Origin of the sequence: Streptomyces sp. ADI95-17 (assembly GCF_003846175.1) — a bacterium.
Taxonomy (GTDB): domain Bacteria; phylum Actinomycetota; class Actinomycetes; order Streptomycetales; family Streptomycetaceae; genus Streptomyces; species Streptomyces sanglieri.
Genome location: NZ_ML123046.1, coordinates 595,022 through 619,476, shown reverse-complemented (window position 1 = coordinate 619,476; position 24,455 = coordinate 595,022). Strand labels below are relative to the sequence as shown.

16 protein-coding genes and 1 pseudogene are annotated in these 24,455 nt (G+C 73.5%); 3 read left to right on the top strand and 14 right to left on the bottom strand.

Annotated features, from left to right (window positions below; translation table 11 throughout):
* On the bottom strand, positions 1–449 hold a 449-nt coding region (locus EES42_RS16570; protein ID WP_241196411.1), incomplete at its 3' end, for an NUDIX domain-containing protein.
* 57 nt (positions 450–506) lie between these two features.
* On the opposite strand from EES42_RS16570, the gene EES42_RS16565 reads away from it, so the two are divergent.
* Entirely contained in the window at positions 507–1,313 is an 807-nt protein-coding gene (locus EES42_RS16565) for a M15 family metallopeptidase (protein ID WP_124718982.1), read from the top strand.
* Between the two features lie 118 nt (positions 1,314–1,431).
* A complete protein-coding gene (locus tag EES42_RS16560; RefSeq protein WP_124718981.1) occupies positions 1,432–1,794 on the top strand; it encodes an Mpo1-like protein in 363 nt (120 codons plus the stop codon).
* Between the two features lie 104 nt (positions 1,795–1,898).
* Here EES42_RS16560 and EES42_RS16555 read toward each other — a convergent pair whose 3' ends face one another.
* From EES42_RS16555 to EES42_RS16540, 4 genes are read right to left on the bottom strand one after another with little or no spacing between them, the layout of a single operon-like run.
* Entirely contained in the window at positions 1,899–2,504 is a 606-nt protein-coding gene (locus EES42_RS16555) for a GTP-binding protein (protein ID WP_124718980.1), read from the bottom strand.
* Entirely contained in the window at positions 2,485–2,907 is a 423-nt protein-coding gene (locus tag EES42_RS16550) for a DUF742 domain-containing protein (protein ID WP_124718979.1), read from the bottom strand. Before EES42_RS16550 ends, EES42_RS16555 begins: the two co-directional genes overlap by 20 nt.
* 7 nt (positions 2,908–2,914) lie before the next feature.
* Entirely contained in the window at positions 2,915–3,358 is a 444-nt protein-coding gene (locus EES42_RS16545; RefSeq protein WP_072489357.1) for a roadblock/LC7 domain-containing protein, read from the bottom strand.
* Entirely contained in the window at positions 3,355–6,183 is a 2,829-nt protein-coding gene (locus EES42_RS16540; protein WP_124718978.1) for a sensor histidine kinase, read from the bottom strand. Before EES42_RS16540 ends, EES42_RS16545 begins: the two co-directional genes overlap by 4 nt.
* A gap of 504 nt (positions 6,184–6,687) precedes the next feature.
* On the opposite strand from EES42_RS16540, the gene EES42_RS16535 reads away from it, so the two are divergent.
* On the top strand, positions 6,688–7,134 hold the full coding sequence (locus EES42_RS16535) for a hypothetical protein (RefSeq protein WP_124719400.1): 447 nt from the start codon (positions 6,688–6,690) through the stop codon (positions 7,132–7,134).
* A 171-nt stretch (positions 7,135–7,305) separates the two neighbouring features.
* Here the strand turns inward: EES42_RS16535 and EES42_RS16530 are convergent, their stop codons facing one another.
* The 9 genes and pseudogenes from EES42_RS16530 to EES42_RS16490 all read right to left on the bottom strand — a co-directional run bounded on the left by EES42_RS16530 (position 7,306) and on the right by EES42_RS16490 (position 24,241).
* Positions 7,306–12,129 (bottom strand): hypothetical protein, encoded by a 4,824-nt coding sequence (locus EES42_RS16530; protein WP_124718977.1) that lies wholly within the window; start codon positions 12,127–12,129, stop codon positions 7,306–7,308.
* A gap of 59 nt (positions 12,130–12,188) precedes the next feature.
* Positions 12,189–13,118 (bottom strand): hypothetical protein, encoded by a 930-nt coding sequence (locus EES42_RS16525; RefSeq protein WP_124718976.1) that lies wholly within the window; start codon positions 13,116–13,118, stop codon positions 12,189–12,191.
* 157 nt (positions 13,119–13,275) lie between these two features.
* Positions 13,276–14,805, bottom strand: a complete 1,530-nt coding sequence (locus EES42_RS16520; protein WP_124718975.1) for a hypothetical protein — start codon at positions 14,803–14,805, stop codon at positions 13,276–13,278.
* Positions 14,806–14,941: 136 nt separating this feature from the next.
* Positions 14,942–18,589, bottom strand: coding sequence for a hydantoinase B/oxoprolinase family protein (locus EES42_RS16515; protein ID WP_124718974.1), 3,648 nt, complete (start codon positions 18,587–18,589; stop codon positions 14,942–14,944).
* Positions 18,586–19,484: pseudogene (locus EES42_RS16510) on the bottom strand (SGNH/GDSL hydrolase family protein). Before EES42_RS16510 ends, EES42_RS16515 begins: the two are co-directional and overlap by 4 nt.
* Positions 19,485–19,750: 266 nt before the next feature.
* Positions 19,751–20,914: a glycosyltransferase gene (locus tag EES42_RS16505; RefSeq protein ID WP_124718973.1), complete on the bottom strand. Its 1,164-nt coding sequence runs from the start codon at positions 20,912–20,914 to the stop codon at positions 19,751–19,753.
* Positions 20,911–22,062, bottom strand: coding sequence for a glycosyltransferase family 4 protein (locus EES42_RS16500; RefSeq protein WP_124718972.1), 1,152 nt, complete (start codon positions 22,060–22,062; stop codon positions 20,911–20,913). The genes EES42_RS16505 and EES42_RS16500 overlap by 4 nt, the downstream gene beginning before the upstream one ends.
* A 148-nt stretch (positions 22,063–22,210) precedes the next feature.
* Entirely contained in the window at positions 22,211–23,629 is a 1,419-nt protein-coding gene (locus tag EES42_RS16495; protein ID WP_124718971.1) for a HEAT repeat domain-containing protein, read from the bottom strand.
* A 219-nt stretch (positions 23,630–23,848) separates the two neighbouring features.
* Positions 23,849–24,241 (bottom strand): ankyrin repeat domain-containing protein, encoded by a 393-nt coding sequence (locus tag EES42_RS16490; RefSeq protein WP_124718970.1) that lies wholly within the window; start codon positions 24,239–24,241, stop codon positions 23,849–23,851.
* Between the last annotated feature and the right edge of the window lie 214 nt (positions 24,242–24,455).

Below are 24,455 nucleotides of genomic sequence, written 5' to 3'. Positions count from 1 at the left end.
AAGCCGGCCGTCTCGTCGGTGGGCCGGGAGGGCGGGAGCGCGGTCGCCGGGCGTCGTGGGAGGAGGCCGAAGAGGAGCAGGTGGCCGTCCGGGGCGCTGAGGGCGTCGGCGAGGCGGACGTCCCGTTCGTCGGCCGCGATGCCGGTTTCCTCGCCCAGTTCCCGTACGACGGCGTGCTTCCAGTCCTCGTCGTGGTCGATGTAGCCGCCGGGGAGGGCCAGGCCGCCAGGGTGGGGCGGGATGGTGCGGGTGATCACCACGAGGCCGGTACCGTCCCGGTCGGTGACGGGAAGGAGGGCCACGGCGACCGGAAGTGGATTGCGGTAGGCGGTGCTGCCGCAGGCCGGGCAGGTGCGGGGCCAGGTGGCGGCTGTGGTCCAGGGCGCTCCGCAGCTGCCGCAGTGCGAGTCCTTGGCCGGTTTCTCGGGGTTGCTCCTGGGTGCGGACACGCGCGGACTGTACCGGATCCTCCGGCGGACTCCCCCGTACTGCTGGATTATGTGCTCATGACAGGTCTTGCTTCCGCTTTCCGTGTCCTGGCGGCCGCTGCCGCCGCCCTGCTCGCCGTCACCGTCACCGCCCCGGCCGCCAGTGCGAGACCCGGACCGAAGGCGCCCGAGGAGTTCGTGGCGCTGAGTTCGGTGGATCCGACGATCATCCAGGAGATGCGCTACCCCACCGTCCACAACTTCATGGGCGTCCCGGTCGACGGCTACCGCGATCCGCTCTGCATCCTGACCCGGCCCGCGGCCCGGGCGCTGCACCACGCGCAGACCCGGCTGCTGCGCCGGGGCTACTCGCTGAAGGTGTACGACTGCTACCGGCCGCAGCGGGCCGTGGACCACTTCGTACGGTGGGCGAAGGACCTCGACGACGAGACCATGAAGGGCGAGTTCTACCCCCGGGTCGACAAGACGCGGCTGTTCGCGGACGGATACATCGCGGAGAAGTCCGGGCACAGCCGCGGCAGCACGGTCGATCTGACGGTGGTGAGGCTGCCGGCCGCGCCAACCCCGCCGTACCGGCCGGGTGACCCGCAGGTGCCCTGCTACGCACCGGCGGCCGAGCGGTTCCCGGACAACTCCGTGGACATGGGCACCGGTTTCGACTGCTTCGACACGCTCTCCCACACCGACGACCCGCGGATCCGGGGCGAGCAGCGCACCCATCGACAGTTCCTGAAGAAGACGCTCACGGACGTCGGTTTCGTGAATCTGGCCGAGGAATGGTGGCACTACACCTTCAAGCCCGAACTGTTCCCGGACACCTACTTCGACTTCCCGGTGGCCCGGCGCTCCGTCGCGGGCCACTGACGCCGACGCGGGAGAGCGGACGGCCGGGACCACCCCCGTGGGCCCCGGCCGTCCGCTTCTTCTTCTCCGACGCGGATCGGCCGTTTCCGGTTGCGGTCGGAGCTACTACGGTGCCCGTATGTCACAGCAGACGTTCGATTCGTACGAGGAGTTCTGGCCCTACTACGTGGCGATGCACTCCAGGGCCGCGACCCGGTGGGTCCATCTGACCGGCACTCTGACCGGGCTCGCGGTCAGCGCCTACGGTCTGGCGCGGGGGCGCAAGCGGTACCTGGCCGCGTTGCCGCTGATCGGGTACGGGACCGCCTGGCCCGCGCATTTCCTGATCGAGAAGAACAATCCGGCCACCTTCGGGCATCCCGCCTGGTCGCTCCGCGGCGACGTGCAGATGATCCGGATGATGCTGGCGGGACGCGACCGGGAGCTGGCCGCGATCGCCGCCGAGTGGCTCGCCGACAACGGGTGCTGCCAGGAGTGTTGACGGTCCGTCGCAGCGGGAGAGAACTCATCGCCCAATGACGCGACGACGCGCGGCCCGTACCCCGGTCGGCGGGGGTACGGGCCGTGTCGTGCGCGGCACGGCCGTTACGTGACGGCGGGCTCGCGGACGCGTTCCGCGCGGGCCACGGCATGCTCGACGACGCCCACCAGTACGTCCCGCACGGAACCGCGGTCGCGCGCGTCGCACATGAGCACGGGCACCTCCGGGTCGAGGTCCAGCGCCGCCTGCACCGTCTCGACGGGGAACTCGTCGGCCCCCTCGAAGCAGTTGACGGCGACGGTGAACGGAATGGCCCGGCGTTCGAAGTAGTCGACCGCCGCGAAGCAGTCCTCCAGTCGCCGGGTGTCCGCGAGCACGACGGCGCCGAGCGCACCCTGCGCCAGTTCGTCCCACAGGAACCAGAAGCGGTCCTGCCCCGGGGTTCCGAAGAGGTACAGCACCAGGTCCTCGCGCAGGGTGATCCGGCCGAAGTCCATGGCCACCGTGGTGGTGGTCTTCGCCTCCACGCCCGCCAGGTCGTCCACCGGACGGCCCGCCTCGCTGAGTCGTTCCTCCGTGCGCAGCGGCCTGATCTCGCTGACCGCGCCCACCAGAGTCGTCTTGCCCACGCCGAATCCGCCCGCCACCAGGATTTTCAGGGTAACGGGCTCAACGGGCCGCTTCTTGCGGCTAGAGCGCCCGAAGGCCATTGATCACCTCGCGAAGAATGTTCACGTCCGGCAGCTCGGCCGGCGGAACGGGACGGGTTACGTGTACCAGTTCGTCCTCGACGAGGTCACCGACCAGGACCCGGACCACCCCGACGGGGAGGTCCAGGCCGGCCGCGAGCTCGGCGATCGACTGGGGCATGCCACTGCAGAGTTCGACGATCTCCACGTGTTCCGGGGAGAGCGTCTGGTCCCGGCCGGGGTCGTCGGCCTCGGGTTCGGGGACGACGATCGCGATCAGGTCGAGACGATGGCGGGAGGCGCTGCTGGTTCGGCCCCGGGTCATCGCGTACGGACGGACCACCGGTCCCGCATCGGCGTCGTACCAGCGCGAGGCCTGCGGGTCGGTGGGCGTTGCCGGAGATCTGGAGGAGTCAGCGCTCACCGTCCACTCACCCCCCGGCGGACAGACCGGTCGTCCGGGGTGCGTTGGCCAGGTGGGCGCCGACGCGCTTGACCATCAGCGTCATCTCGTACGCGACCTGGCCGACGTCCGAGTCGGCGTCGGCCAGCACCGCGAGACAACTGCCGTCACCGGCCGCCGTGACGAAGAGGAACGCCTCGTCGAGCTCGACGACGGTCTGGCGGACCCGGCCCGCGTCGAAGTGCCGCCCGACGCCCTTGGCGAGGCTGTGGAATCCGGAGGCCACGGCCGCCAGATGTTCGCTGTCCTCGCGGGTCAGGTCCTTCGACGTGCCGGTGGCGAGGCCGTCACTTGAGAGCACCAGCGCCTTGTGGATGCTGGCGACGCGTTCGACGAGTTCGTCGAGGAGCCAGTTGAGCTGGCCGGAGCCCTGGCGTGCGGCGTTGGTTGCTGCGACGTTCGGTGCGGTCATCGACCGTCCCCTCCCGGAGTGGTTCCTTGTGCTGTTTCGCCGGGGCCGGTCACGTCCTCGGCGTTCTGCCGACGGCCGCGCTGCCAGCCGCGTTGGAGCGAAGCCATGCGGCTGCGCACCTCTTCCGCATCACGTTCGAAGTCCTGGTCCGGTTCCGTACGGGCCGGATCGGGATCGCGGACGGCCGAGTCCTCGCGCAGTTGCGGAGCGAGGCTGGCCTGCCGGATGCGGCGGGGCAGACCGCCGATGGTCTCCCGGGTGCCCGGGGCCCCGGGCGAGGCGGACTGCTCGGGTGTGGCGGGCTCGGTGGGTCTCCGGAAGCCGGTGGGCTGCCGGGGTTCGGTGGGCGTGGAGCCGGTGCCGGACCCGCTCGGGCCGGCGGGGTCCTGCGGGGCGTCCCGCTCGGCGGCCGCGGGGTGGGCGCGGCCCGCCTCGTCGACCCGGCGGCCGTTGTCGGTGACCAGGGTCGGCGGTTTGCGGCGGGGCAGCGGCACCGGGCCGCCCGGGCGCATCGGCCGTACGCCGGCCTGCGACTCCGCGCCCTGGTCCGTCGCCTGCTGGTGCTGTTCGCGGTCTGCGGCGCGCCGGAGGTCGCGGGAGCGGAAGATGCCGCCGCGTTCGCTCTCGGTGTCGTCGAGGTCGGAGGCGCCGCCCAGCAGGGGTTCGAGCAGCGGGTCGAGCACGGCGTCGCCCTCGAAGCCCAGTGCTCCGACGGGTCCTTCGAGCTCGACGGGCCCGTCCAGGAGGGCCGGATCGACCAGGCCGGTCGGAACGGGGGCGAGGCCGGAGTGCCTGCCGCCCGCCCGGCGGTCCGCCGCGCCGTCCCTGCGGTCCTGGCCGCTGCCGGAGGCGTCACCGGCCGTCCGGCCACCGCTGCCGATCGCCCGCTCGGCCCGGCGGTCCAGGCGGAACCCGGTGCCGTGGGTGTCCGGGGCGTCGGTGAGCAGCGCCGCCGGGATGAAGACGACGGCGGTCGTGCCACCGTACGGAGAGGTCTGGAGCGAGACGCGGACGTTCTGGCGCTGGGCGAGACGGCTGACCACGAACAGGCCGAGCCGGTCGGTGTCGGACAGCTCGAACTCAGGGGTCTCGGCGAGCCTGAGATTGGCGTCCAGGAGGATGTCGGGCGCCATGCCGAGGCCGCGGTCGTGGATTTCGAGCGTGAAGCCGTTGGCGACGCGTTCGCCGAGCACCTGGACCGCGGTGTGCGGCGGCGAGAACACGGTCGCGTTCTCCAGGAGTTCGGCGATCAGGTGGGTGAGGTCGGCGACGGCCGGGCCGCCCACCCCGATCCGGGCCAGTCGGCGGACCTCGATCCGTTCGTAGTCCTCGACCTCGGCGACCGCCGCCCGTACCACGTCCATCAGCTGGATCGGCTTGCGCCACTGACGGGACGGAGCCGCACCGGAGAGGATCACCAGGCCCTCGGCGTGGCGTCGCATGCGGGTCGTCAGGTGGTCGAGGCGGAAGAGGTCCGCGAGTTCGTCGGTGTTCTCGGTGCGGCGCTCCATGGTGTCCAGGAGCGTCAGCTGCCGGTGCAGCAGCACCTGGTTGCGGCGGGCGAGATTGACGAAGACCTCGGACACGCCGCGCCGCATGTCCGCCTGCTTGACGGCGGCCTCGACGGCCGCGCGTTGCAGGGTGTTGAGGGCCTGGCCGACCTGGCCGATCTCGTCCCGCTCGTACTGGAGGTGCGGGGCTTCCGTCTCGACGTCGACCTGTTCCCCGGCGGCGAGCCGGCGCATCACGCTCGGCAGCCGTACGCCGGAGACCTCGTGGGCGTCCTTGCGGAGCCGGGAGAGGTCCCGGATCAGTTCACGGCCGATGCGTACGGAGACGAACACCGAGGCGATCAGGGCGAGGAAGCCGAGGACGCCCGCGATGCCTGCCTTGATCAGGACGCTGTAACCGGCGGGCTTGCCGCGGTCCTGGAAGCGGTTGTTCATCTCCGTGGAGTCGTTGGCCAGCCGCTCCAGGACCGGCGGGGCGGTCTCCTGCCAGCGCTCGGCGTCGACGGCGCGCGGGTCCTGGGTGGGGCCGCCCTCGATGAGGGTCTTCTCCGCCGTCCGCAGCGGTTCGCTGTCCGGACTCGCCCAGTACCGCTCCACGCGCTGGCGCTCCGCGGCGGGAAGCGCGTCCACATTGATCTCGTAGAGCAGCTTTCGATTGGCCACGAGATCGGATATCTCGCGCAGTTCGGCGGCGGTGAGCCGCCCGGCGATGAGCGAAGAGGCGACCAGGGCGTCTTCGCGGGAGAGCATTTCGCGGGCTCGCGAGATGCCGACCAGTGCGCGGACCTGCTTGTCCATCGACACGTTCTCCATCGTGCGGAGTCCGGTCAGGAAGCGATAGCAGGGATCTATGAGGCGGCCGTAGAACTCCATCGCCTTGGAGCGGTCGATGGTGCGCCGGTCGACCGATTCGCGGAGCGCGCCGAGGCCCTCGACCGTGCCGAGGATGGAATTCAGCTGGGTGTCGTCGTCGGAGCTCAGCGCGTCGCGGATGTCCTCCTGCCGGGCGCTGTCCTTGACACCGGCAAGGACCCGGTCGGTGGCCGCCCGTTGGCGCTGCAGGAGCGGGAGGGCGTTGGAGGCCCTGGGGTCGGCGAGGAAGACGAGGGTCTGGCGGCGCTCGTTCTGGATGGCCCGGACGGTGTCCTCCAGCGGATGACCGACCTTCTCCACCAGAGTGCCGGCGCTCAGCAGGTGACCGGCCTCGCGCCCCGTCAGGAAAGTGGCGAATCCCCAGAGCGCGGTGAGGGAGATGAGCGGCACCAGCAGCAACGCCACGATCTTCCTGCGGATGGACTTTCCGCGAAAGCGCATGGACTCCCCCAGCTCGACCCCGCGGGGCGGGGGTCGTGTTCCGTCAATAAACGGCGCGAGCCTACTACTGACGGAGTAGCAACTCGAAGGGACGTCCGGACGATTTTCGGCCGCGCTGTCCGGTGTTGGTCATGGGTTGTCCTGGTATTCCGGGCAATGAAATTCGCGAAAGCGGCAGAAGAGACCTGACAGGGCTTCATTCTGTTCGGCGGGGCAGTTGGCTGGAATCCTTCGCTTCACGACGGTTCGGGGGAATCTTCACGGCCGTTCACTCGTCTCTCTGTACGGGGCAGGGGTAACACGGGGAGAGCCGGGGCCGGTCAGGCGGGATCATGGTGGTGGGTCGCGGTGCGCGATCCACGGGGTGGGCGACGCGGGGCAGGGGTCGTGAGGCAGGACGGTCCGATCCGCCCGCGTAGAAACGGCGCATGCCGGGCAGCAACCCTGAAGTCGGACAGTGGTGGGGAGTTGAGGGCCTTGAAGACGGAACAGCGTCGGGGCACGGTGCCGTCGGCACCGGCCGCGCCGGCGAACTCGGCGGCGGCGGGCGGGGCGAAGATCCCGCGCCAGCAGCTGTGGGTGGAAGAGCCCGCGACACGGCGGCGGATGCCTGACCCGGTCCGCAGGTCCGCCGTGCGCGCCGTTCTCATCATGTCGCTGACGATCATCCAGGCGATGGTGGCGTTCCTGTGCACGCTGGCCGGGTCCTGGCTGGCCTTCCCGATGGTGCTGAGCAGTGTGGGCAGCACCGTGGTCGCGACCTGGTCGGTGCTGGACGTGTGGGTGACCCGGCAGGTCTGGAACCAGCGCAACGGCGTGGTTTCGGTGCCGAGCAGTTCGGCGCGGCAGTTGCGCCGTGAGCGCCGCAGGGCGCGGCGGGCGGCGCGGACCGCGCAGCGGGACGAGGCTCGGATACGCCGCCGGGGCTCGGAAAGCCTCTCACGGGCTTGAGCCGTCGAAGGCCTCTCACGGGCTTGAGCCGTCGTCGAGCCTGAGCCGTCGTCGAGCCTGAGCGCCATCGGGCCGCAGGTGTGCTTGTCCTGCCGGCCCGTCCCGCGTCTTCCCTTCTCATCCGTTCCCGTTCCCGCGGCGCGGCTCGGGTGTTCCAGCGCGTGCCCGCGCCTAATCGTCGACGGGAGCCGGGGCGGTGTCGGGGGATGTGGTGGCGCGCTTGAACATGCGGGTGGCGGTGATCTCGCCGTGCACCGTCTCGCCGTTCGGGTCCTGCTGCGGCAGTCCCGGGCGCAGATGCTCCTCCACGCTGATGTACTTCAGCCCGGCGCGCAGATCCGCGTCGTTGCGCAGCCGGATGACCAGCGGGAATTCGGCGAGCGCCGTGGTGTCGAACAGTCCGGTCGTGTAGAGGAGTTGTACGCCCAGGGCGTCCGACACCGCGCGCTGGAGCTCCAGCAGATAGGTGGCGTTGGCGCGGCCGATGGGGTTGTCCAGGAAGAGCGTGCCCGCGTGCCGGTGCTGGTGCCGGTCACGGCCCCGGTCGTTGCTGCGCAGCGCGGCCATCGTGCAGTAGAGCGCGATGGCGGCGGTGAGCAGCTGGCCGCCGGAGAAGACGTCGCCCATCTGCCCGACCGGGACACGCTCGGCGCGCAGCACCGCGTCCGGCTTGAGGATCTCCACGGCGATGCCCTTGGGTTCCAGCGCCGCCTGCACACCGCGCAGCAGCAGGGACATGCCGTCCCTGCGCAGGTCCGAGTTCTTTTTCAGCGCGGCGCGGGTCGCCTCGTCGACGACCTCTCCGAGCCGTTCGGTGAGGGTCGCCTGGTCGGGTTCCTCGAAGCGGATGCGGAGGAATTCCTGGCCCGACCACTCCCCCAGTCCCTCCGGGAGCTGGGAGAGCCGCTGGGCGGAGCGCAGGGTGGTGAGCGCGGACTCCACGAGGCCGCGGAGCCTGTCGACGATGGAGTCGCGGTTGCGCTCCAGCTGGGCCAGCTCGTCGGTGAGCACCCTCAGCCGGGGCGCGAAGGCCGCGGCCCACTTCTCGGCGTGCTCGGGCAGCGCGGCGGCCGGCAGCTCGCGGATCTGCTGGCGGGCGGGGGTGCGGACCTGTTCGTAACGCGTGGAGTTGGCGTGCCGGACGAGGACGTCGCTCGCCTCGCGTACGGCGCTCTCGGCGGCGGACAGGTCGGTGGCGCAGCCGCGCAGTGAGCGGCGGGCCTCGGCGGCGGACTGCCGAGCCTCGTCGAGGCTGCCCGGATACGGCTCGGGGGCCTCGGTGTCGTCGTCCGCGCCGTGGTCCCGGAGGAGGTCGCGCAGAAGGGCCGCCGTCTCGTCGAAGCCGCCTGCCGAGTCCTCGGCGGTGCGGTGTGCGTACAGCAGCTCGGCGTGGGCGGCGCGGGCGGCCTCCAGGGTGGCGGTGGCGGCGGCCAGTTCGGCCGTGGCGGTGCGCAGGAGGGTCTGGGCCCGGTCGGCGTCGGCGGGGACCAGCTCCTCGGGGAGTTCGGTGTGGTGGGGCTCGCCGTCCGCCGGGGCCAGGCGCTCGGCCTCGCCGCGGAGCCGGCCCAGCTGCTCGCTCGCGGTGGAGGCCCGGGTCTCCAGGAGCTGGACCAGGGACTCGGCGCGGGCGGCGGCCGCCTGCCGGGAGGGGCCGTCCGCGCCGTCGGTGCCTTCGAGGAGCTGGGCGGCGCGGGTGCGGACCTTGTTGGTGAGCCGGTCCAGTTCGGCGAGGGCGGCGCTCTCGTCGCTCTCCGCGCGGGCCTGCTCGGCGCGCAGGTCGGCGCCCACGCCGACCTTCTCGTACAGCTGGGACGCCGCCCGGTACGCCTCGCGCAGCGCGGGGAGTGCGGGGCGCGGGCTGTCGTCCTCGGGCTCCGGGAGGTGCTCGGGGGCGCCGGCGATCTCCGCTCGTTCGGCACGCAGGGCGCGGGCGGTGCGGCGGGCGTCGTCGGCGGCGCGCTGGGCGGCCCTGCGGTCCTCGTCGGCGGCGCGGGCGCGCTCCAGGCAGACGGTGGCACGGGCTTCGGACTCGGCCGCCTCGTCGACGAGTTCGCGGAGTTTCACCTGCCAGCCCGCGCGTTCGCGGAGCCGGTACGCGAGGCCCGCGAGGGCGTCGGCGGCGCGGCGGGCCCGCTGGGCGGCCTCCTGGCGCTCCTCACGGACGCGGGCGGTGTCCGCGGCGGCCTCGTCCGCCTCGGCGCGCACCGTACGGGCCTCGGCGAGCTCGGCCTCGGCGGTCTCCGCGGCCGTGCGGGCGGTGCGCGCGGCCCCGGCGAGCTCGGCGAGCATTCCGGGCGGGCAGTCGGCCCGCCAGGAGCCGATGCGGGCGGCCAGCGAACGGTCGGCGGTGAGGCGGGCCGCGAGGGTGCGGATGTCCTCGTCCCGGGCGGCGGTCCGGCTCCTGAGCGCCTGGCGCTCCTCGTCGGCCGCGAGTTCGTCGTGCATCGCCGGGTTCGGCGGGACGAGGAACACCCCTTCCGTGCTCGCCGCCGAACCGGTGCCGGCGGCGGGGACGGGGGCGAGCAGCGCGGCGGCGGTGCCGACGGCGACCGCGGAGCGCGGCAGCAGGGCGGCGCCACTGAGGACCTCGCGGGCGCGTGCGTGCGAGTCGGGGTCGGTGATGACCACGCCGTCGACGAGCTCGGGGCGGGCGGCGAGGACGGCCGCGTGGTCGGCGGGGTCGACGGCCTGGGCGAGGTAGCGCCAGCCGGGCAGCGCGGGGATGCCGTGCTCCCCGAGGTACTCGACGGTGGCGAGGACGTCGGGGCCGGGCGGCAGCAGTCCGCCGTCGCCGAGGGCGCCGAGGATGCGGGAGTCGTCGGCGGCCGCGGTGCGCAGTTCGAAGAGGCGGCGCTCGGCTGCGGCGATGCCCTGGTCGAGCAGCTCGCGCAGTTCGTCGGCGCTGCGGTCGAGTTCCTGGGCGGTGAGCGGCTGTTCGGAGGCGGTGGCCTGTTCTGCTGTGACGGTGTGTGCGCCGTGGGCCGCCTGGACGGGCCGGCCGGTCTCGCCCGCCGGGCCGCTCGTCTCCGCGGCGACCTGTCGGTCGGGGGTGGCCGGGCCGTTGTCGGTGTCGGTCCCGGTGTCCTCGGCGCCGTCCCGGTCCGTTCCGGCCGCGCCGCGGCGGGGGCGGGGCACGCCGGTGCCGGGGGCGGTGGGCAGGCCCAGCAGGTCGGCCAGCCGGTGGTCGGCGGCGATCGACTCGGCGGCCCTGAGCTCGGCCTCGTACGACTGGTCCGCGGCCTGTGCGGCGTCGGCGGCCCGCGCCGCCGCGAGTTCGGCTCGGCTCTCGGCGGCCGCGGCTTCCCTGGCCACGTCGGCCGCCGAGCGGGCGGCCTCCCTGGCGGTGTCCCACGCGGCGACGGCGGACTGCTCCGCGTCGCTGGCGGCGAGGGCGGCACGGGCCGGGTCGGCGTCCGGCGCGGTGTCGTCGAGCCAGCCGGCCCGTACCGCTTCCGCGGTCTCCTGCTCGACCTCGGCGAGGCGCTGGCGCAGGTGTCCGGCCTCGCTGCGGGCGCGCTGGGCCTCGGTGGCGGCGGTGGTGGCGTCCCGGTGGGCGGTCTCGCCCGCGCTCTGGAGCGTGTCGGAGCGCTCCTCCTCCTCGTTGGCGACGGTTTCGCCGGCCTCGGCGGCGGTGTGCAGTGCCTGCACGAGGTCGGCGGCGGCCTTGGCACGGGCGGCGAGCGCGGGCGCGGCGTCCCGCTCCGCCTCGCGGATGGCGACGGCCACCCGTGCGGAACGGTCGGCGGCGGCGCGGTGGCGCAGTACGGCCTCGGCGGCCTGCCAGGCGGAGTGCAGGGTGCGGGCGTCGACCAGTTCGCGGCGCTGGGCGGCGGCGCCCTTCTCCGCCGCGGTCAGGGCCAGCGAGGCGTGCCGGTAGGCCAGTTCGGCGGCGATCGACGCGCTGCGGCCGCGGGCCTGTTCGGCCGAGGTGACGGTGTGCGCGGCGCCCGTCACCTGCTGGGCCAGCTCGGCGGTCCGGCCGCGTTCCTCGCGGGCGCGGGCGGAGAGCCTGCGGGCGAGCGTACGGGTGCGGCGCTCGGCGCCCGCGTGGATGTCCCGGGCGCGGGAACGGGTTTCGGCGGCCTCCACGATCCGGCCGAGGAGATCGACCGAGCCTGCGGTGAAGTCGCGTTCGGCGGTCAGTTCGGCGCGGCGGCCCAGCTTGTTGCCGAAGCCGCTCACCAGGTCGGCGAGGCCGTCGGTGTCGCGGGTGTCGGTGACGGCGCGGAGCAGCAGGTCGGTGAAGTCGGAGTCCTTCTTGACCGCGAAGAGGCCCGCCGCCTCGCCCTCGTCGGCGTTCATCTCGCGCTGGTAGCGGAAGAGTTCGGGGTCGAGCCCGAGGTCTCCGAGGTGTTCGTTCCAGCGGTCGTGGATCTCTTCCCAGTGCACGTCGAGGTGCTGGTAGAACTTGCCCGCCTCGGTCAGGGCGTCGCGGAAGCCCTTCATGGTGCGCCGTCTGCCCTGCGCGCCGGAAACGCCTTCGGCGGGGCGGCGTACGGAGGTGGCCTCGGCGACCGGCAGGGAGTCCAGGCTGAGGCCGGGTCCGGGCCGGAAGGAGTACCAGGCCTCGGCGAACTTCCGGGGGTCGTTGGAGACCTGCCGGCCGCGCCATTCGCTGACCTTGCCGACGACCACGCACTCGCCGGTGAGGGTGTGCTGCCACTCCAGGGCGACATGTCCGCAGTCGTCGGCGAGCAGGAATTTGCGCAGCACGCCGGAGCTGGCGCCGCCGAGGGTGTTGCGGTGGCCGGGCAGCATCACCGAGAAGATCAGTTTCAGCAGCACCGACTTGCCGCCGCCGTTCTCCAGGAAGAGCACGCCGGCGGGGGCGGGGCGGCGCGGCGGGCCGACCGGCTCCTCCTCGAAGAACTCCGCCTGGGCCGGCGCGGGGTTGGGCACGGGCTCGCCCACTCCGCGCAGGTCAAGCACGGTGTCGGCGTAGCGCGCACCGGCAGGCCCGATGGAGTAGAGGCGGACCCGGGACAGCTCGTACATGGCGGCGGACTCTCGTCGTTCAGGCAGCGGGGGGAGACGGCGGTGGTGGGGCGGGCCGGTCAGGCGTGGAAGGGCAGACCGGCGTCGGCGGCCAGCTCCAGGTCGTCGGCGTCGGGCGGCGGCAGCAGCGTCGCCGTGCCGTCGGTGACCGGGACTACGCCGAGTTCCAGCAGTTCGGCCATGGCGGCGCTGCCGGCCATGTCGCGGACCTGGAGCTGGTAGCGGGCGGTGGTGCGGAAGGCTCCGCCGGCGTCGTCGCCGGTGCGCTGGAGGAAGCCGGAGTCGGTGAGGAAGGCGACGGCCTTGCCGACGATGCCGGTGGTGGAGCCGGCCAGGCGGCGGGCGTCCTTCGTGGCGCCGGTGGAGCTGCGCCGGGCGTAGATCCGCCAGGCCGCTTCGAGTCCGGGAGCGTCGGTGGCCGGGTCGGTGTTGTCCCCGTGCTCCTCGGCGCGCTCCTCCAGGCGGTGGCATGCCTGGCGTACGAACGAGTCGACGCCGTTGACCGTGATCCGGCCGATGTAGGCGTCGTCGGCGAGGTCCTCGGGGCGGGGAAAGGCCATCGCGGCGACCGCGAGGTGCGCGAGCCCGTGCAGGAAGCGGTCGGCGGAGTCGGAGGAGGCGCGGCGGGCGTAGTCGCCCATGCGGACGGCGAATACCGAGTCCTCACCGGCGGTGACGGCCATGCCGGCCCGGGTGGACACCTCCAGGACGACCAGGCCGAGTCCGGTCGCCACGGCGTCGGCGAGCCGGGCGAAGGCGGGCTCCTCCCGGTAGCGGCGGAGCAGTTCGGCGTATTCGGCGTCGCGGGCGGGCAGCAGCTTGGGCTGCAGGCCGAAGGCGACGAGCCGGGCGGCATCGGCCGCGTCGGCCGGGGTGACGGGCGGCGTGGCCGCGGGAACCACCGGGTCGGCGGGTCCGGTGCCCTCGGTCGTGTACGCGGCGGTCGGCTCGCTCCACGCGTCGACGTGCTGTGCGCGGTGGTCGCTCACGACGGTCGCTCCTTGCTGCGGAAACTCTTCGGTACGGGGTGGGCGGTGGCTCTCGCGGGGGCCGTGCCGGGCGGCGCGGTCCGGTCCGGGGCCGTGGCACATGTGCCGGCGGGGGCCGGGCGGGCCGGTGTCCGCCGTGCGGTGCGGGCGGCGCCGGTCATGTCGCCTCCGTGCGGTCCGCGGCCATTCCGGCCGCGTCCAGCAGGGCCGTGCCGACGATCAGGTCCGCGCCCCCGAACTCCGGGTCGTCGAGCTGTGTGCCGTCGTCGACGGAGAACAGCAGCCGCTGCTCTCCCTGGCGGTAGGCGGTGCCGACGGGCGGGCTCGCGGCGTGCACCGCGAGGAGGGCGACGAGATAGGCCAGATCGGGATCGCCGCCGCGCCGGGCCTCGGCGAGCAGGCCCGAGAGCCGGCGCGGGGCGTCGTGCTCCAGGTCCAGGAGCTCCATGGCGCTCGCGAGCTGCTCCTCGCTGAACCTGCTGTCGTCGGGAGTGGCGATCAGATCGGGCTCGGGCATCTCGGCACCCAGGTGTTCCCGCTCCACGGGCGGGGTGAGCAGCATGTCGACCAGGTCGCCCACCCGTACCGACGTGGGGGTGCGCAGTCCGGTGCCGTGGGCGAAGAAGGCGTCGGTGACGCGGATCGCCTGTTCGACGGGGAGCGGCAGCAGCGGGGCGACCAGCTGGCCGTACAGGTCGAGGCCGGTGCGGGCCGTGGGGGTGGCGAACGCCTGCCGGTCCTGCTCGGCGCGGAACAGCGGCCCGGCCTCCAGCAGGCGGGACTGGAGCTGGGTGTGGCGGCGGATGCAGTCCTTGACGATGTCGACGAGCTCGGCGGCGCGGCGCTTGTGCTCGGGCTCCTCCGCCTCGTCACGGGCCTTGCGGATGTTGGTGAGGATCGCGTTCTCGTGGCGGTAGCGGTCGGCGACGTGGTCCAGGGCTTCGGCGATCATGTCCGGCACCGCGTTGAGCCAGTCGACGGCGCGGACATTGCGTCGGGTGGCCTCCAGGGTCTTGCGGAGGGTCTCCGCGTACTGGACGGTGCGGTAGCGGGCCTGTTCGGCGGCGAGTTGGGCGTCCGCGAGACGGCCCCGGCTGATGAGGACCTCCAGCTTGACCTCGGCGGCGATCTGGGCGCTGGTGACGTCCGTGTCGAGGGCGCCCACCAGGACGTTGACCGCTTCGTCGGTGGCCCGGAGGTAGACGGTGCCGCCGTATCCCGGGACCTCTTCGATCAGCTTGAAGTCGTAGTCGCGGCGGACGTACACCCCGTCGGGGCCGAAGGTGCCGTACACGGCGCGGAATCCGCGGTCCACGCTGCCGACGTTGATCAGGTTCTCCAGCACCCAGCGGGCTACCCGCTCGTGCTCGGCCACGGGGCGGCGCGGGGCCTGGGCGGCGACCCGGGGCAGCAGCCTGGTCACTATCTGGTCGTGGTCGGCACCCGTGTCGAAGTCCATGTTGAGGGTGACGAGGTCGATCGCGGCGAGCGCGACCTCGGCCATCGCGTAGACCGTGTACTCGCCGGCCAGATTCGCCTTGCGCACATCGAGGTCGTGCAGCGGCGCCGTGCAGGCGAGCGCGCGCAGCCGCCGCGAGAGCCCCTCGTCGGCGGCCGGGCCCGGGGCGGGCCGCGGCCCCGCGCTGAGCTGGGGCGCAGCGTTGTCCGTGTAGGCAGGCGAAGTCACGCTGCACAGATTAGGTCCTCGGACCGACAACGGTCGAAACGGCGCAGAAGCGACCCCGGGGGCCCGCCCTTCGGATCGGCCGGGGCCCGCTGTCAATCGGTGCGGTCCGCAGGGTCAGCCGGTGCGTTCCGTGCGGTCAGCCGGTGCGTTCCGTGCGGTCGTCATGTGCCGGCTCCGGGGTTCCGTAGCCCCCGCCGCCCGGTGTCCGGAGCACCAGTACGTCCCCGGGTTCCAGCTCGGCGGTGTCGCAGCCGCGCAGCGGGGTGGGCGCCCGGCCGTCCGGGTGCTCGATGTGCTGGTCCCCCAATGCGCCGGGCTCGCCGCCCGCCATTCCGTACGGGCGGACCCGGCGGTGGCCGGAGAGGAGCGCGACGGTGACGGGTTCCAGGAAGCGGATGCGCCGTTCCACGCCACGGCCGCCGTGCCAGTGTCCGTCGCCGCCGCTGCCGTCGCGTACCCGGAAGCTCTCCAGCAGGACGGGGTAGCGCCATTCGAGGACTTCGGGGTCGGTGAGGCGGGAGTTGGTCATGTGGGTCTGTACGGCGTCGGCGCCGTCGAAGCCGTCGCCCGCGCCGGAGCCGCTCGCCACGGTCTCGTAGTACTGGACCCGTTCGTTGCCGAAGGTGAGGTTGTTCATGGTGCCCGAGCCCTCGGCCTGGATGCCGAGGGCCGCGTACAGGGCGCCGGTGACGGCCTGGGACGTCTCCACGTTTCCCGCGACGGTGGCCGCCGGGTGGACGGGCGCCAGCATGGAGCCTTCCGGGATGCGGACCTCCACGGGCTTCAGGCAGCCGCTGTTGAGGGGGATGTCGTCGTCGACCAGGGTCCGGAAGACGTAGAGCACGGCCGCCATGACCACGGATTTCGGCGCGTTGAAGTTGCCCGGCTGCTGGGGTGAGGTGCCGGTGAAGTCGACGACCGCGGCGCGGGCGGCCCGGTCCACGGTGAGGGCGACCTCGATGACCGCGCCGTTGTCGGTCTCGTAGCGGTAGGAACCGTCGTCCAGTGCGGCGATGATCCGGCGGACGGACTCCTCGGCGTTGTCCTGCACGTGCCGCATGTACGCGTCCACGGCGTCGGTCCCGAACTGCTCGGTCATGTGCCGGAGTTCGGCGATGCCCTTCTCGTTCGCGGCGATCTGGGCGCGCAGGTCGGCGAGGTTGGCCCCGGGGTCGCGGGAGGGGTACGCGGCCGTGGTGAGCAGTTCGCGGGTCTCGTCCTCGCGGAACCTGCCGTCGCGCACCAGCAGCCAGTTGTCGAACAGCACCCCCTCCTCGTGGATGGTGCGGCTGAAGGCCGGCATGGAGCCGGGGGTGATGCCGCCGATCTCGGCGTGGTGTCCACGCGACGCCACGAGGAAGCGCAGCTCCGGCCGTTCGCCGTCGGCCTCTTCGAACACCGGTGTCACCACGGTCACATCGGGCAGGTGGGTTCCGCCGTGGTACGGATCGTTGATGGCGTACACGTCGCCGGGCCGCATCGTGCCGCCGTTGCGCCGGAGCACCTCCTTGATGGACTCCCCCATCGAACCGAGGTGGACGGGGATGTGCGGGGCGTTGGCGATCAGATTGCCGTCCGCGTCGAAGAGCGCGCAGGAGAAGTCGAGCCGCTCCTTGATGTTGACGGAGTGGGCCGTGTTCTCCAGGCGCACGCCCATCTGCTCGGCGATCGACATGAAGAGGTTGTTGAAGACCTCCAGCATGACGGGGTCGACGCGGGTGCCGACGGCGGTACGGTCCGGGCGTGGGCGGACCCTGGTGAGCAGCAGGTGGCCGGTGTCGGTGAGTGCGGCCTGCCAGCCCGGGTCGACGACGGTGGTGGCGTCCGCCTCGGCGATCACGGCGGGGCCGGTCACGGTGTCCTCGGGACGCAGTTCCTCGCGGCGGTGGAGCGGGGTGTCCCGCCATCGGCCCTCGGCGAACATCCGCACGGTGTCACGCGGCCGGGGCTCCCCGCCGGTGCGGGGTGGGCGGTCGGCCGGGCGTGGCCGGTGCCTGCCCGCCGTGCCGGTCGCCTCGACCGAGACCGCCTCGACGACCAGGGGTTTGTCCATGGTGAACGCGTAGCGTGCGCGGTGCTCGGCGGTGAACGCCGCGGCCATGGCGGATGCGGTGTCCAGGTCGACGGGCAGGCTGGAATCCGTACCGGCGTAGCGCAGCAGCACCCGGGCGTGTGTGCTGATCGCGCTGTCGGGGACGGCGTCGGCGCGCAGTTCGGCGCGGGTCCGGGCGGCCAGTTCGTCGCAGAGTTCGCCGACCGCGGTCCGGGTCGCCTCGTTCAGTTCCGCCTCGACCGACTGCTCGCGCATCGCGGTGGCGTCGGCGAGGCCGATCCCGTACGCGGACAGCACGCCCGCCAATGGCGGTACGAGGACCGTGTCGATGCCCAGGGAGTCGGCGACGGCGCAGACGTGCTGGCCGCCGGCACCGCCGAAGCCGGTCAGGGCGTAGCGGGTGATGTCGTGCCCCCGCTGCACGGAGATCTTCTTGACCGCGTTCGCCATGTTGAGCACGGCGATCTCCAGGAACCCGGCGGCGGTCTCGGCGGCCGTGCGCCGGGTTCCGGTGGCGCGTGCCACGTCCTCGGCGAGCGCGTCGAAGCGTTCGCGGACCAGGTCCGCGTCGAGCGGGAGGTCTCCGTCCGGTCCGAACACGGCCGGGAAGTGCGCGGGCTGGATCCGGCCGAGCATCACATTGGCGTCGGTGACGGTCAGCGGGCCGCCGCGGCGGTAGCAGGCCGGGCCGGGGACCGCACCCGCCGAGTCGGGGCCGACCCGGTAGCGCCGGCCGTCGAAGTGCAGGACCGAGCCGCCGCCGGCCGCGACGGTGTGGATGCTCATCATCGGTGCGCGCATCCGCACCCCGGCGACCTGGGTGCCGAGTTCGCGTTCGAACTCGCCCGCGTAGTGCGAGACGTCCGTGGACGTACCGCCCATGTCGAAGCCGATGACCCGGTCGAATCCGGCCTGTTCGGAGGTGCGGACCATGCCGACCACGCCTCCGGCGGGACCGGAGAGCACCGCGTCCTTGCCCCGGAAGTGGGAGGCTTCGCGCAGTCCGCCGTTGGACTGCATGAACATCAGCCGGATGCCCTCCAGTTCACCGGCGATCTCGTCGACGTAGCGGCGCAGGATCGGCGATAGATAGGCGTCGACGACGGTGGTGTCGCCGCGTGGCACCAGCTTGATCAGCGGGCTCACCTCGTGCGAGCAGCTGACCTGGGTGAAGCCGGCCTCGCGGGCGGCGGCGGCCACGGCACTCTCGTGTCCGGGGTGGCGGTAGCCGTGCATCAGGACGACGGCCGCGCTCCGCAGTCCGTCGGCGTGGGCGGCGCGCAGCCGCTCGGTGACCGCTTCCCGGTCCAGCGGTGTGACGACCCGGCCGCGGGCGTCGACGCGCTCGGGGACCTCGATCACCCGTTCGTAGACGGCCTCGGGCAGCAGGATGCGGCGGTCGAAGAGCCTGGGCCGGTTCTGGTACGCGATGCGCAGGGCGTCCCGGAAGCCCTCGGTGATGACCAGGACGGTCGGCTCGCCGCGCCGCTCCAGCAGGGCGTTGGTGGCGACCGTGGTACCGATCCGCACCGCGGCGACCCGGTCGGCGGGGACCGGGTCGGTGGGGCCGAGGCCGAGCAGCGCCCGGATTCCGGCCACGGCGGCGTCGCGGTAGCGGTCCGGGTCGTGGGAGAGCAGTTTGCGGGTGACCAGGTGCCCGTCCGGGTCCCGGCCCACGACATCGGTGAACGTCCCGCCCCGGTCGATCCAGAACTCCCAGCGTCCCGTCATCCCTCCATACTGACCCGCGGCGCGGCCGACGGCCCGGACGGCGCGGCCCGTGCCCCCGCCGTCCGGGCGTCGGCCGGCTGTACGGCGGCCAGTGCGCGCCGCAGGGCCTCCTCGGCCCGTCGGTCGAGGCGGGCACCGGTGCCGCACGCCCCGTGCCGCAGCTCCGCTCCGGCCAGGCAGAGCAGTTGGGGCAGCAGATCGGTGCTCCGGCGGGCCAGCCAGCCGGAGCCCGCGGTGACCAGCCGGAGCCAGGAGTCGAGGCGGCCCGGGAGCGGTTGCGGGGGTCGAGCCCGGGGGCGGCGCCGAGGGCCAGCCCCCGGGCGGCCAGCAGCCGGTGGAAGCCCGCCGCGACCGTACGGTGTCCGCGTTCGGCCGGGTGGAGCCGGTCGGGGCTCCACAGCGAGCGGTCCTCGGCCCAGGCCCGGTCCCCCATGTGCAGATGGACCGCGTCGTAGCGTTCGGACAGGGCGTGGACCACGGCGTTCACCGCGGCCTGTCGCCGGGCCAGGGGTCTGCCCAGCGGTGCGGGGAGCCCGAGCACCGCGCCGGGGTCGGGCAGGCAGACGGTCAGGAGCACGGCGCCGCCCCCGGACAGCAGTGCGCAGACCTCGTCCAGTCGCCGGGCGAGGAGCAGCAGGTCGAAGGTGCGGCGCAGGGTGTCGTTGACGCCGACGACGACGGAGGCGAGGTGCGGCCGGAACGCCGCCGCGGCCACGGCCTGCCGGTCCCGGACGTCGCCGGACTGCGCACCGCTGACGGCGAAGTTGCGGAACTCCACGCCCTGCCCTCCGCCCGCGACCCCCTCCGCGAGCAGCGCCGCCCAACCCCGCAGGCCGCCGGGGACGGGGTCGCCGACCCCTTCGGTGAACGAGTCCCCCAGCGCGGCGAACCGCACCGGGGAAGACGGGTCCGGTGGCACCGTCGGGCGTAACTCGCGGGCGCCGCGCGGCGCCGGCACACCCGTCAAGCGCGTCTCACCCGGCACACCCGTCATGCCCGTCAAGCCCGCTTCTCTCGGCACACCCGGCCCGCCCGTCAAGCCCGTCTCTCTCGGCACACCCAGCCCGCCCATCGAGCCCGTCTCTCTCGGCACACCCAGCCCGCCCGTCAAGCCCGTCTCCCCCGGCCCGCCCGTCAAGCCCGTCTCCCCCGGCCCGCCCGTCATGCCCGCGCCTCGTGGATCCCGCCCCGGTCCGGCACCTCGTGGGCGGCCAGGAAGGCGGCCACCGAGCGGCCCCAGCCGAAGAGTTCGGCGCGTGCTCTGGCGGTGGCGCGGCGCTCGTCCGCCGGGCGGCCGAGCAGCTCGCGTACGGCGGCGGCGAACGCCTCGCCGGTGTCCTCGGCGGCCGCTCCGGCGCCGCCGATCACCTCCGGGAGCGCGGAGCTCGCGCTCGCCACCACCGGGGTTCCGCAGGCCAGCGCCTCCAGGGCCGACAGGCCGAACGTCTCTGCCGGACCGGGGGCCAGGCAGATGTCGGCCGCCGCCTGCAGATCGGCCAGGGTCTCCCGGTCACGCACATGGCCCAGGAATTCGACCGGCAGCCGCTGTGCCCGCGCCCTGGTCTCCAGGCCCGTCCGGAGCGGTCCGTCGCCCGCGACGACCAGCGCCGCCCGCACGCCCTGACGCCGCAGCGCGGCGAGGGTCTCCAGGGCCCGGCCGGGACGCTTCTCGACCGAGAGCCGCGAGCACAGCAGGATCAGCACGTCCCGGCCGTGCAGGTGTCTGGCGCGCAGCACCGTGCTGCGACGTTGCGGGCGGCAGCGCCGCAGGTCCACGCCGAGCGGTGCCCGCACCACGTTGCGGGCGCCGATGCGCAGGAACTCCCGTTCCGCCCATTGCGTGGTGCAGACGATCCGGGTGTAGGCGTGGGCGCTGCGGGCGTTGAGGCGGTCGGCGGCGCGTGCGGCCGCGCCGGCCGGGAGGCCCCAGGTGCGCAGCACCCCGTCGGCGGTCTCGTGGGAGACCATCACGGCGGGCACCCTCGCACGGCGCGCCCATTCGCCGGTCCAGCGCAGCGTGGTCCGGTCGGAGACCTCCAGCCGGTCGGGCCGCAGTGTCTCCAGGAGGGGGCGGAGCCGGTTCCGGCCGGCCAGTACGCGGTAGCCGCCGCTGCCCGGCAGGACCGGTCCGGGGAGCGTGATCACCCGCCCCTGCTCCGTACGCTCGTCGCCCGGTCCGCTGCCGGGGACGACGAGTACGGGTTCGTGGCCGGCGGCGAGGTAGCCGCGGCCGAGTTCGTGCAGGGCGGTGCGCAGCCCGCCGGACGACGGGGTGATGAAGTTGGCCAGCCGGACGATGACCATTCGCTCTTCGCGGCCGTTCATGCCGCAACCGCCGTGCGGTCGCGGAGCACCTCGTCGTAGTGGTCCAGGAGTTGATCGCCCACCGCCTGCCAGGTCCGTCCCTCGACCGCGGCCCGGCCGGTGGCCCCGTAGGCGGCGGCGCGTGCGGGGTCGGCCGCGAGTGCGCCGACCGCGTCCGCCACGGCGCGGGCGTCGAGCGGCGGGACGAGCAGCCCGGTGCGCCCGTGGTCGACGAGGTCGAGCGGTCCGCCCGCCGCCGGGGCGATCACCGGCAGCGCACAGGCCATGGCCTCCTGGACCGTCTGGCAGAACGTCTCGTACGGTCCGGTGTGCACGAACACGTCCAGTGAGGCGAATACCCGGGCGAGGTCGTCGCCGGTCCGGCGGCCGAGGAAGACCGCGCCGGGCAGGCCGGTCCGCAGCGAGGCTTCGCTGGGGCCGTCCCCGACGACCACGACCCGGACGCCGGGCAGCGCGCAGGCCCCGGCAAGGAGTTCGACGTGCTTCTCGGGGGCGAGCCGCCCGACGTATCCGACGATCGTCTCGCCGCCGGGCGCGAGCCTGCGGCGCAGCGGCTCGTCCCGCAGCGCGGGCCGGAACCGTGCAGTGTCGACGCCTCGTGGCCAGAGCCGCACCCGGGGCACGCCGTGCCCGGTGAGGTCGCGCAGGGCGGCGGTGGACGGGGCGAGGGTGCGGTCGGCGGCGCTGTGCACGGCGCGCATCCGGCGCCAGGCGGTGTTCTCGCCGGTGCCCAGGTAGGTACGCGCGTAGCCGGCCAGATCGGTCTGGTAGACGGCCACGGCCGGCAGCCCGAGCCGGGCGGCGGCGGCCATGCCCCGTGCGCCGAGCACGAACGGTCCGGCGAGATGGACGAGTTCGGCGCGGTGGGCGGCGAGTGCGGCGGTCAGCCGCCGGCCGGGGAGCGCGACCCGGACCTGGGGGTAGCCGGGCAGCGGGAGGGAAGGGACGCGCACCACGGGGCAGGGTGCGCCGGTCTCGGGGGCGTCGGAGGAGCCGCGGCGGGACGCGGTCGTCGTACCGGCCGGGGCCGGGGCGATGACGAGCGGTTCGTGGCCGCGGGCGACGAGATGACGGGCCGTCTGCAGGGTGCAGTGGGCCACGCCGTTGACATCGGGCGGGAAGGATTCGGTGACGATGACGACACGCATGTTCGTGTTGTCGCCACGCCGGGCGTGACCGGGCCGACTTGGATCTTTCCGCCCGGGGAACGTCCCATGAGCGTTTGAGCCGGGGTGTGTGGCGCCGCCCGCCCGTTCACGCCGCGCGCCCCCCGACGCGCGTCGTGGTACCGCTCGGTCAGGCCGCCGGGGTGTCGGGCCCGATCCTGCTGCGTACCGCCGTCTGCACCTCGGCCTCCTCGGCCGGGTCGGCGGCGAGGCGGCGGAGTCGCTCGGCGACCCTGATGTCCCCGGTCTCCGCGTGGAGTGCGGCGACCTCGCGGGTGGTCTCCTCGCAGTCCCACAGGCACTCGACGGCGAAGCCGGTGGCGAAGGAGGGGTCGGTGGCGGCCAGGGCGCGGGCCGCCCGGCCGCGCAGATGCGACGAGGACGTCTCCCGGTAGACGTGCCGCAGTACGGGAGCGGCACAGCCGATGCCCAGCCGTCCCGCGCCGTCGACGAGGGTCCACAGCCGTGGTGCGTCCGGTCCGTCGCCCCGTACGGCCTCGCGGAGTGCGCCGAGGACCAGGGGTGCGTCCTGGGCACCGCCCCGGCAGGCGAGCACTCCGGCCGCGGAGGCGCCGAGCGCGTCGGGCCGCCGGGCCCAGCTCCGGGCGCGGTCCACCGCCGCGTCGCCGCACATCCGCTCGAAGGCGGCGACGCACGCGTCGGCGACGGTGCGTGAGGCGCCGACGGCTCCGGCCTCGATCAGGTCGAGCACGGCCGGGTCCCTGGCCTCGGCCAGGTAGTGCAGGGCGGCGCAGCGTGCGCCGTCGGGGCCGCTGCGGGCGGCCTCGACGATCGTGGGCCGGTCCTCGGGGCCCGCGACGGCGGTGAGGCAGCGGGCGGCCGGCACATGGAGGGTGCTGCCGCGTTCGAGCCCCTGCTGGGCCCAGTCGAAGACCGCCTGGACGCTCCAGCCCGGGCGGGGGCCGCCGGGGCGCATCTGGCGCTGCCAGCGGTCGAACGAGCCCTGTTCCGAGGCGGCTCGGATCCTGGCGCCGACCTCGTCGCGCGGGTCGTCCGCCCACAGCCGCCAGGGGCGGGGCTCGTAGGCGTCCCGCACGGCGGCGGCCAGCTCGGCCGCGCCCTCCTCGGTGGCCGGGAAACGGCCGAGCACGGGTACGGCGAGGGAGCGGAGTCCCGCGTCGTCGTCGCGCAGGGCGAGTTCGTCGAGGGCCCAGGCCCAGTTGGCGCCGGTCGCGGCGTACCGCCGCAGCAGGGCCAGGGCGTCGCCGCGTCCGTACGAGGCGAGGTGGCCGAGCACGGCGAGGGCGAGCCCGGTGCGCGAGTCTTCGGTGTCGAGGTGGTCGTCGGGATCGCACAGGTGCCGTTCGATCTCTTCGATGCCGCCGTCGAGGTCGAGATAGAGGCGCGCGTAGTAGAGGGAGCGGTTCTCCACCTGCCAGTCGTGACGCGGATCGCTCAGGACGCAGTGGTTGAGAGCCGCCAGGGCCTCGGGGCGTGGTGCGGCGAGCGCGTGGAGCGTGCCGTCGCCACGGCCCCTCTGCAGCAGGCCGAGCAGGGTACCGCTCGGCGCTATGAACGGATCAAACATGGAAAAAGCCTCACATCAAGCTGTCGACGCAACCGGGACTGTGCAGTTCCAAGTGCCGGGTGGGCACTACGCCGCGCAGCAACATGATCGGCCGACCGCCGTCTTCTGCTTGGTGTAGACCATCTTCCTCTGCCTCTCGTCGGTGGCCCGGAGCCGGGCCCGCGACGTCATGATGACCCAGCCATTTCGCCACCGCGACCACATTTACGGCGTACCCGGTCAGCGAGAGCCGAAGAGTTCCAGCAGGTCGGCCTTGCCGAACATGCGGGCCGTGTCGACGGCGGAGGGCGTTCCGGCGGCCGGATCGGCCCCCGCCGAGAGCAGTGCCTCGACGACCGCGTCCTCGCCCTTGAAAACGGCCCCGGCGAGCGGCGTCTGGCCGCGGTCGTTGGCCCGGTCCGGATCGGCGCCCCGGCCGACGAGGGCCGTGACGGCGGCGGCGTGGCCGTGGTACGCGGCGAGCATCAGCAGCGAATCACCCCGGTCGTTGGTGAGGTTCGCGGGGACACCCGCGTCGACGTACGCGGCGAGCGCGTCGGTCTCACCGCGGCGAGCGAGGTCGAAGACCTTCGTCGCCAGCTCGACCACCTCGGGATCGGGTGTTTCGCTCATCGGACGGACCGCCTTCCATTAACCGGTTTCACCGCTGTCGACCTGCCGGGGCGTACGCCCCGGGGGCCGTACGAGTGAATCGACAGGGTACTGCCCGGCCGGGCACATGACCCGGCCCACCCGTGGCAAAGGATCACGAATGGTGCGCCGGAACAGTACGCGACATCAGATGTTCCGCCCCACCGGGATCATCCAGGCAGCCATTCAAGTGAAA

Excerpts from the sequence above, each read along its gene's own strand:
- EES42_RS16530 (WP_124718977.1), bottom strand. The coding sequence starts at position 12,129 with ATGTACGAGCTGTCCCGGGTCCGCCTCTACTCCATCGGGCCTGCCGGT.
- EES42_RS16555 (WP_124718980.1), bottom strand. The coding sequence starts at position 2,504 with ATGGCCTTCGGGCGCTCTAGCCGCAAGAAGCGGCCCGTTGAGCCCGTT.
- EES42_RS16565 (WP_124718982.1), top strand. The coding sequence starts at position 507 with ATGACAGGTCTTGCTTCCGCTTTCCGTGTCCTGGCGGCCGCTGCCGCC.
- EES42_RS16545 (WP_072489357.1), bottom strand. The coding sequence starts at position 3,358 with ATGACCGCACCGAACGTCGCAGCAACCAACGCCGCACGCCAGGGCTCC.
- EES42_RS16500 (WP_124718972.1), bottom strand. The coding sequence starts at position 22,062 with ATGCGTGTCGTCATCGTCACCGAATCCTTCCCGCCCGATGTCAACGGC.
- EES42_RS16495 (WP_124718971.1), bottom strand. The coding sequence starts at position 23,629 with ATGTTTGATCCGTTCATAGCGCCGAGCGGTACCCTGCTCGGCCTGCTG.
- EES42_RS16515 (WP_124718974.1), bottom strand. The coding sequence starts at position 18,589 with ATGACGGGACGCTGGGAGTTCTGGATCGACCGGGGCGGGACGTTCACC.
- EES42_RS16560 (WP_124718981.1), top strand. The coding sequence starts at position 1,432 with ATGTCACAGCAGACGTTCGATTCGTACGAGGAGTTCTGGCCCTACTAC.
- EES42_RS16490 (WP_124718970.1), bottom strand. The coding sequence starts at position 24,241 with ATGAGCGAAACACCCGATCCCGAGGTGGTCGAGCTGGCGACGAAGGTC.
- EES42_RS16505 (WP_124718973.1), bottom strand. The coding sequence starts at position 20,914 with ATGAACGGCCGCGAAGAGCGAATGGTCATCGTCCGGCTGGCCAACTTC.
- EES42_RS16540 (WP_124718978.1), bottom strand. The coding sequence starts at position 6,183 with ATGCGCTTTCGCGGAAAGTCCATCCGCAGGAAGATCGTGGCGTTGCTG.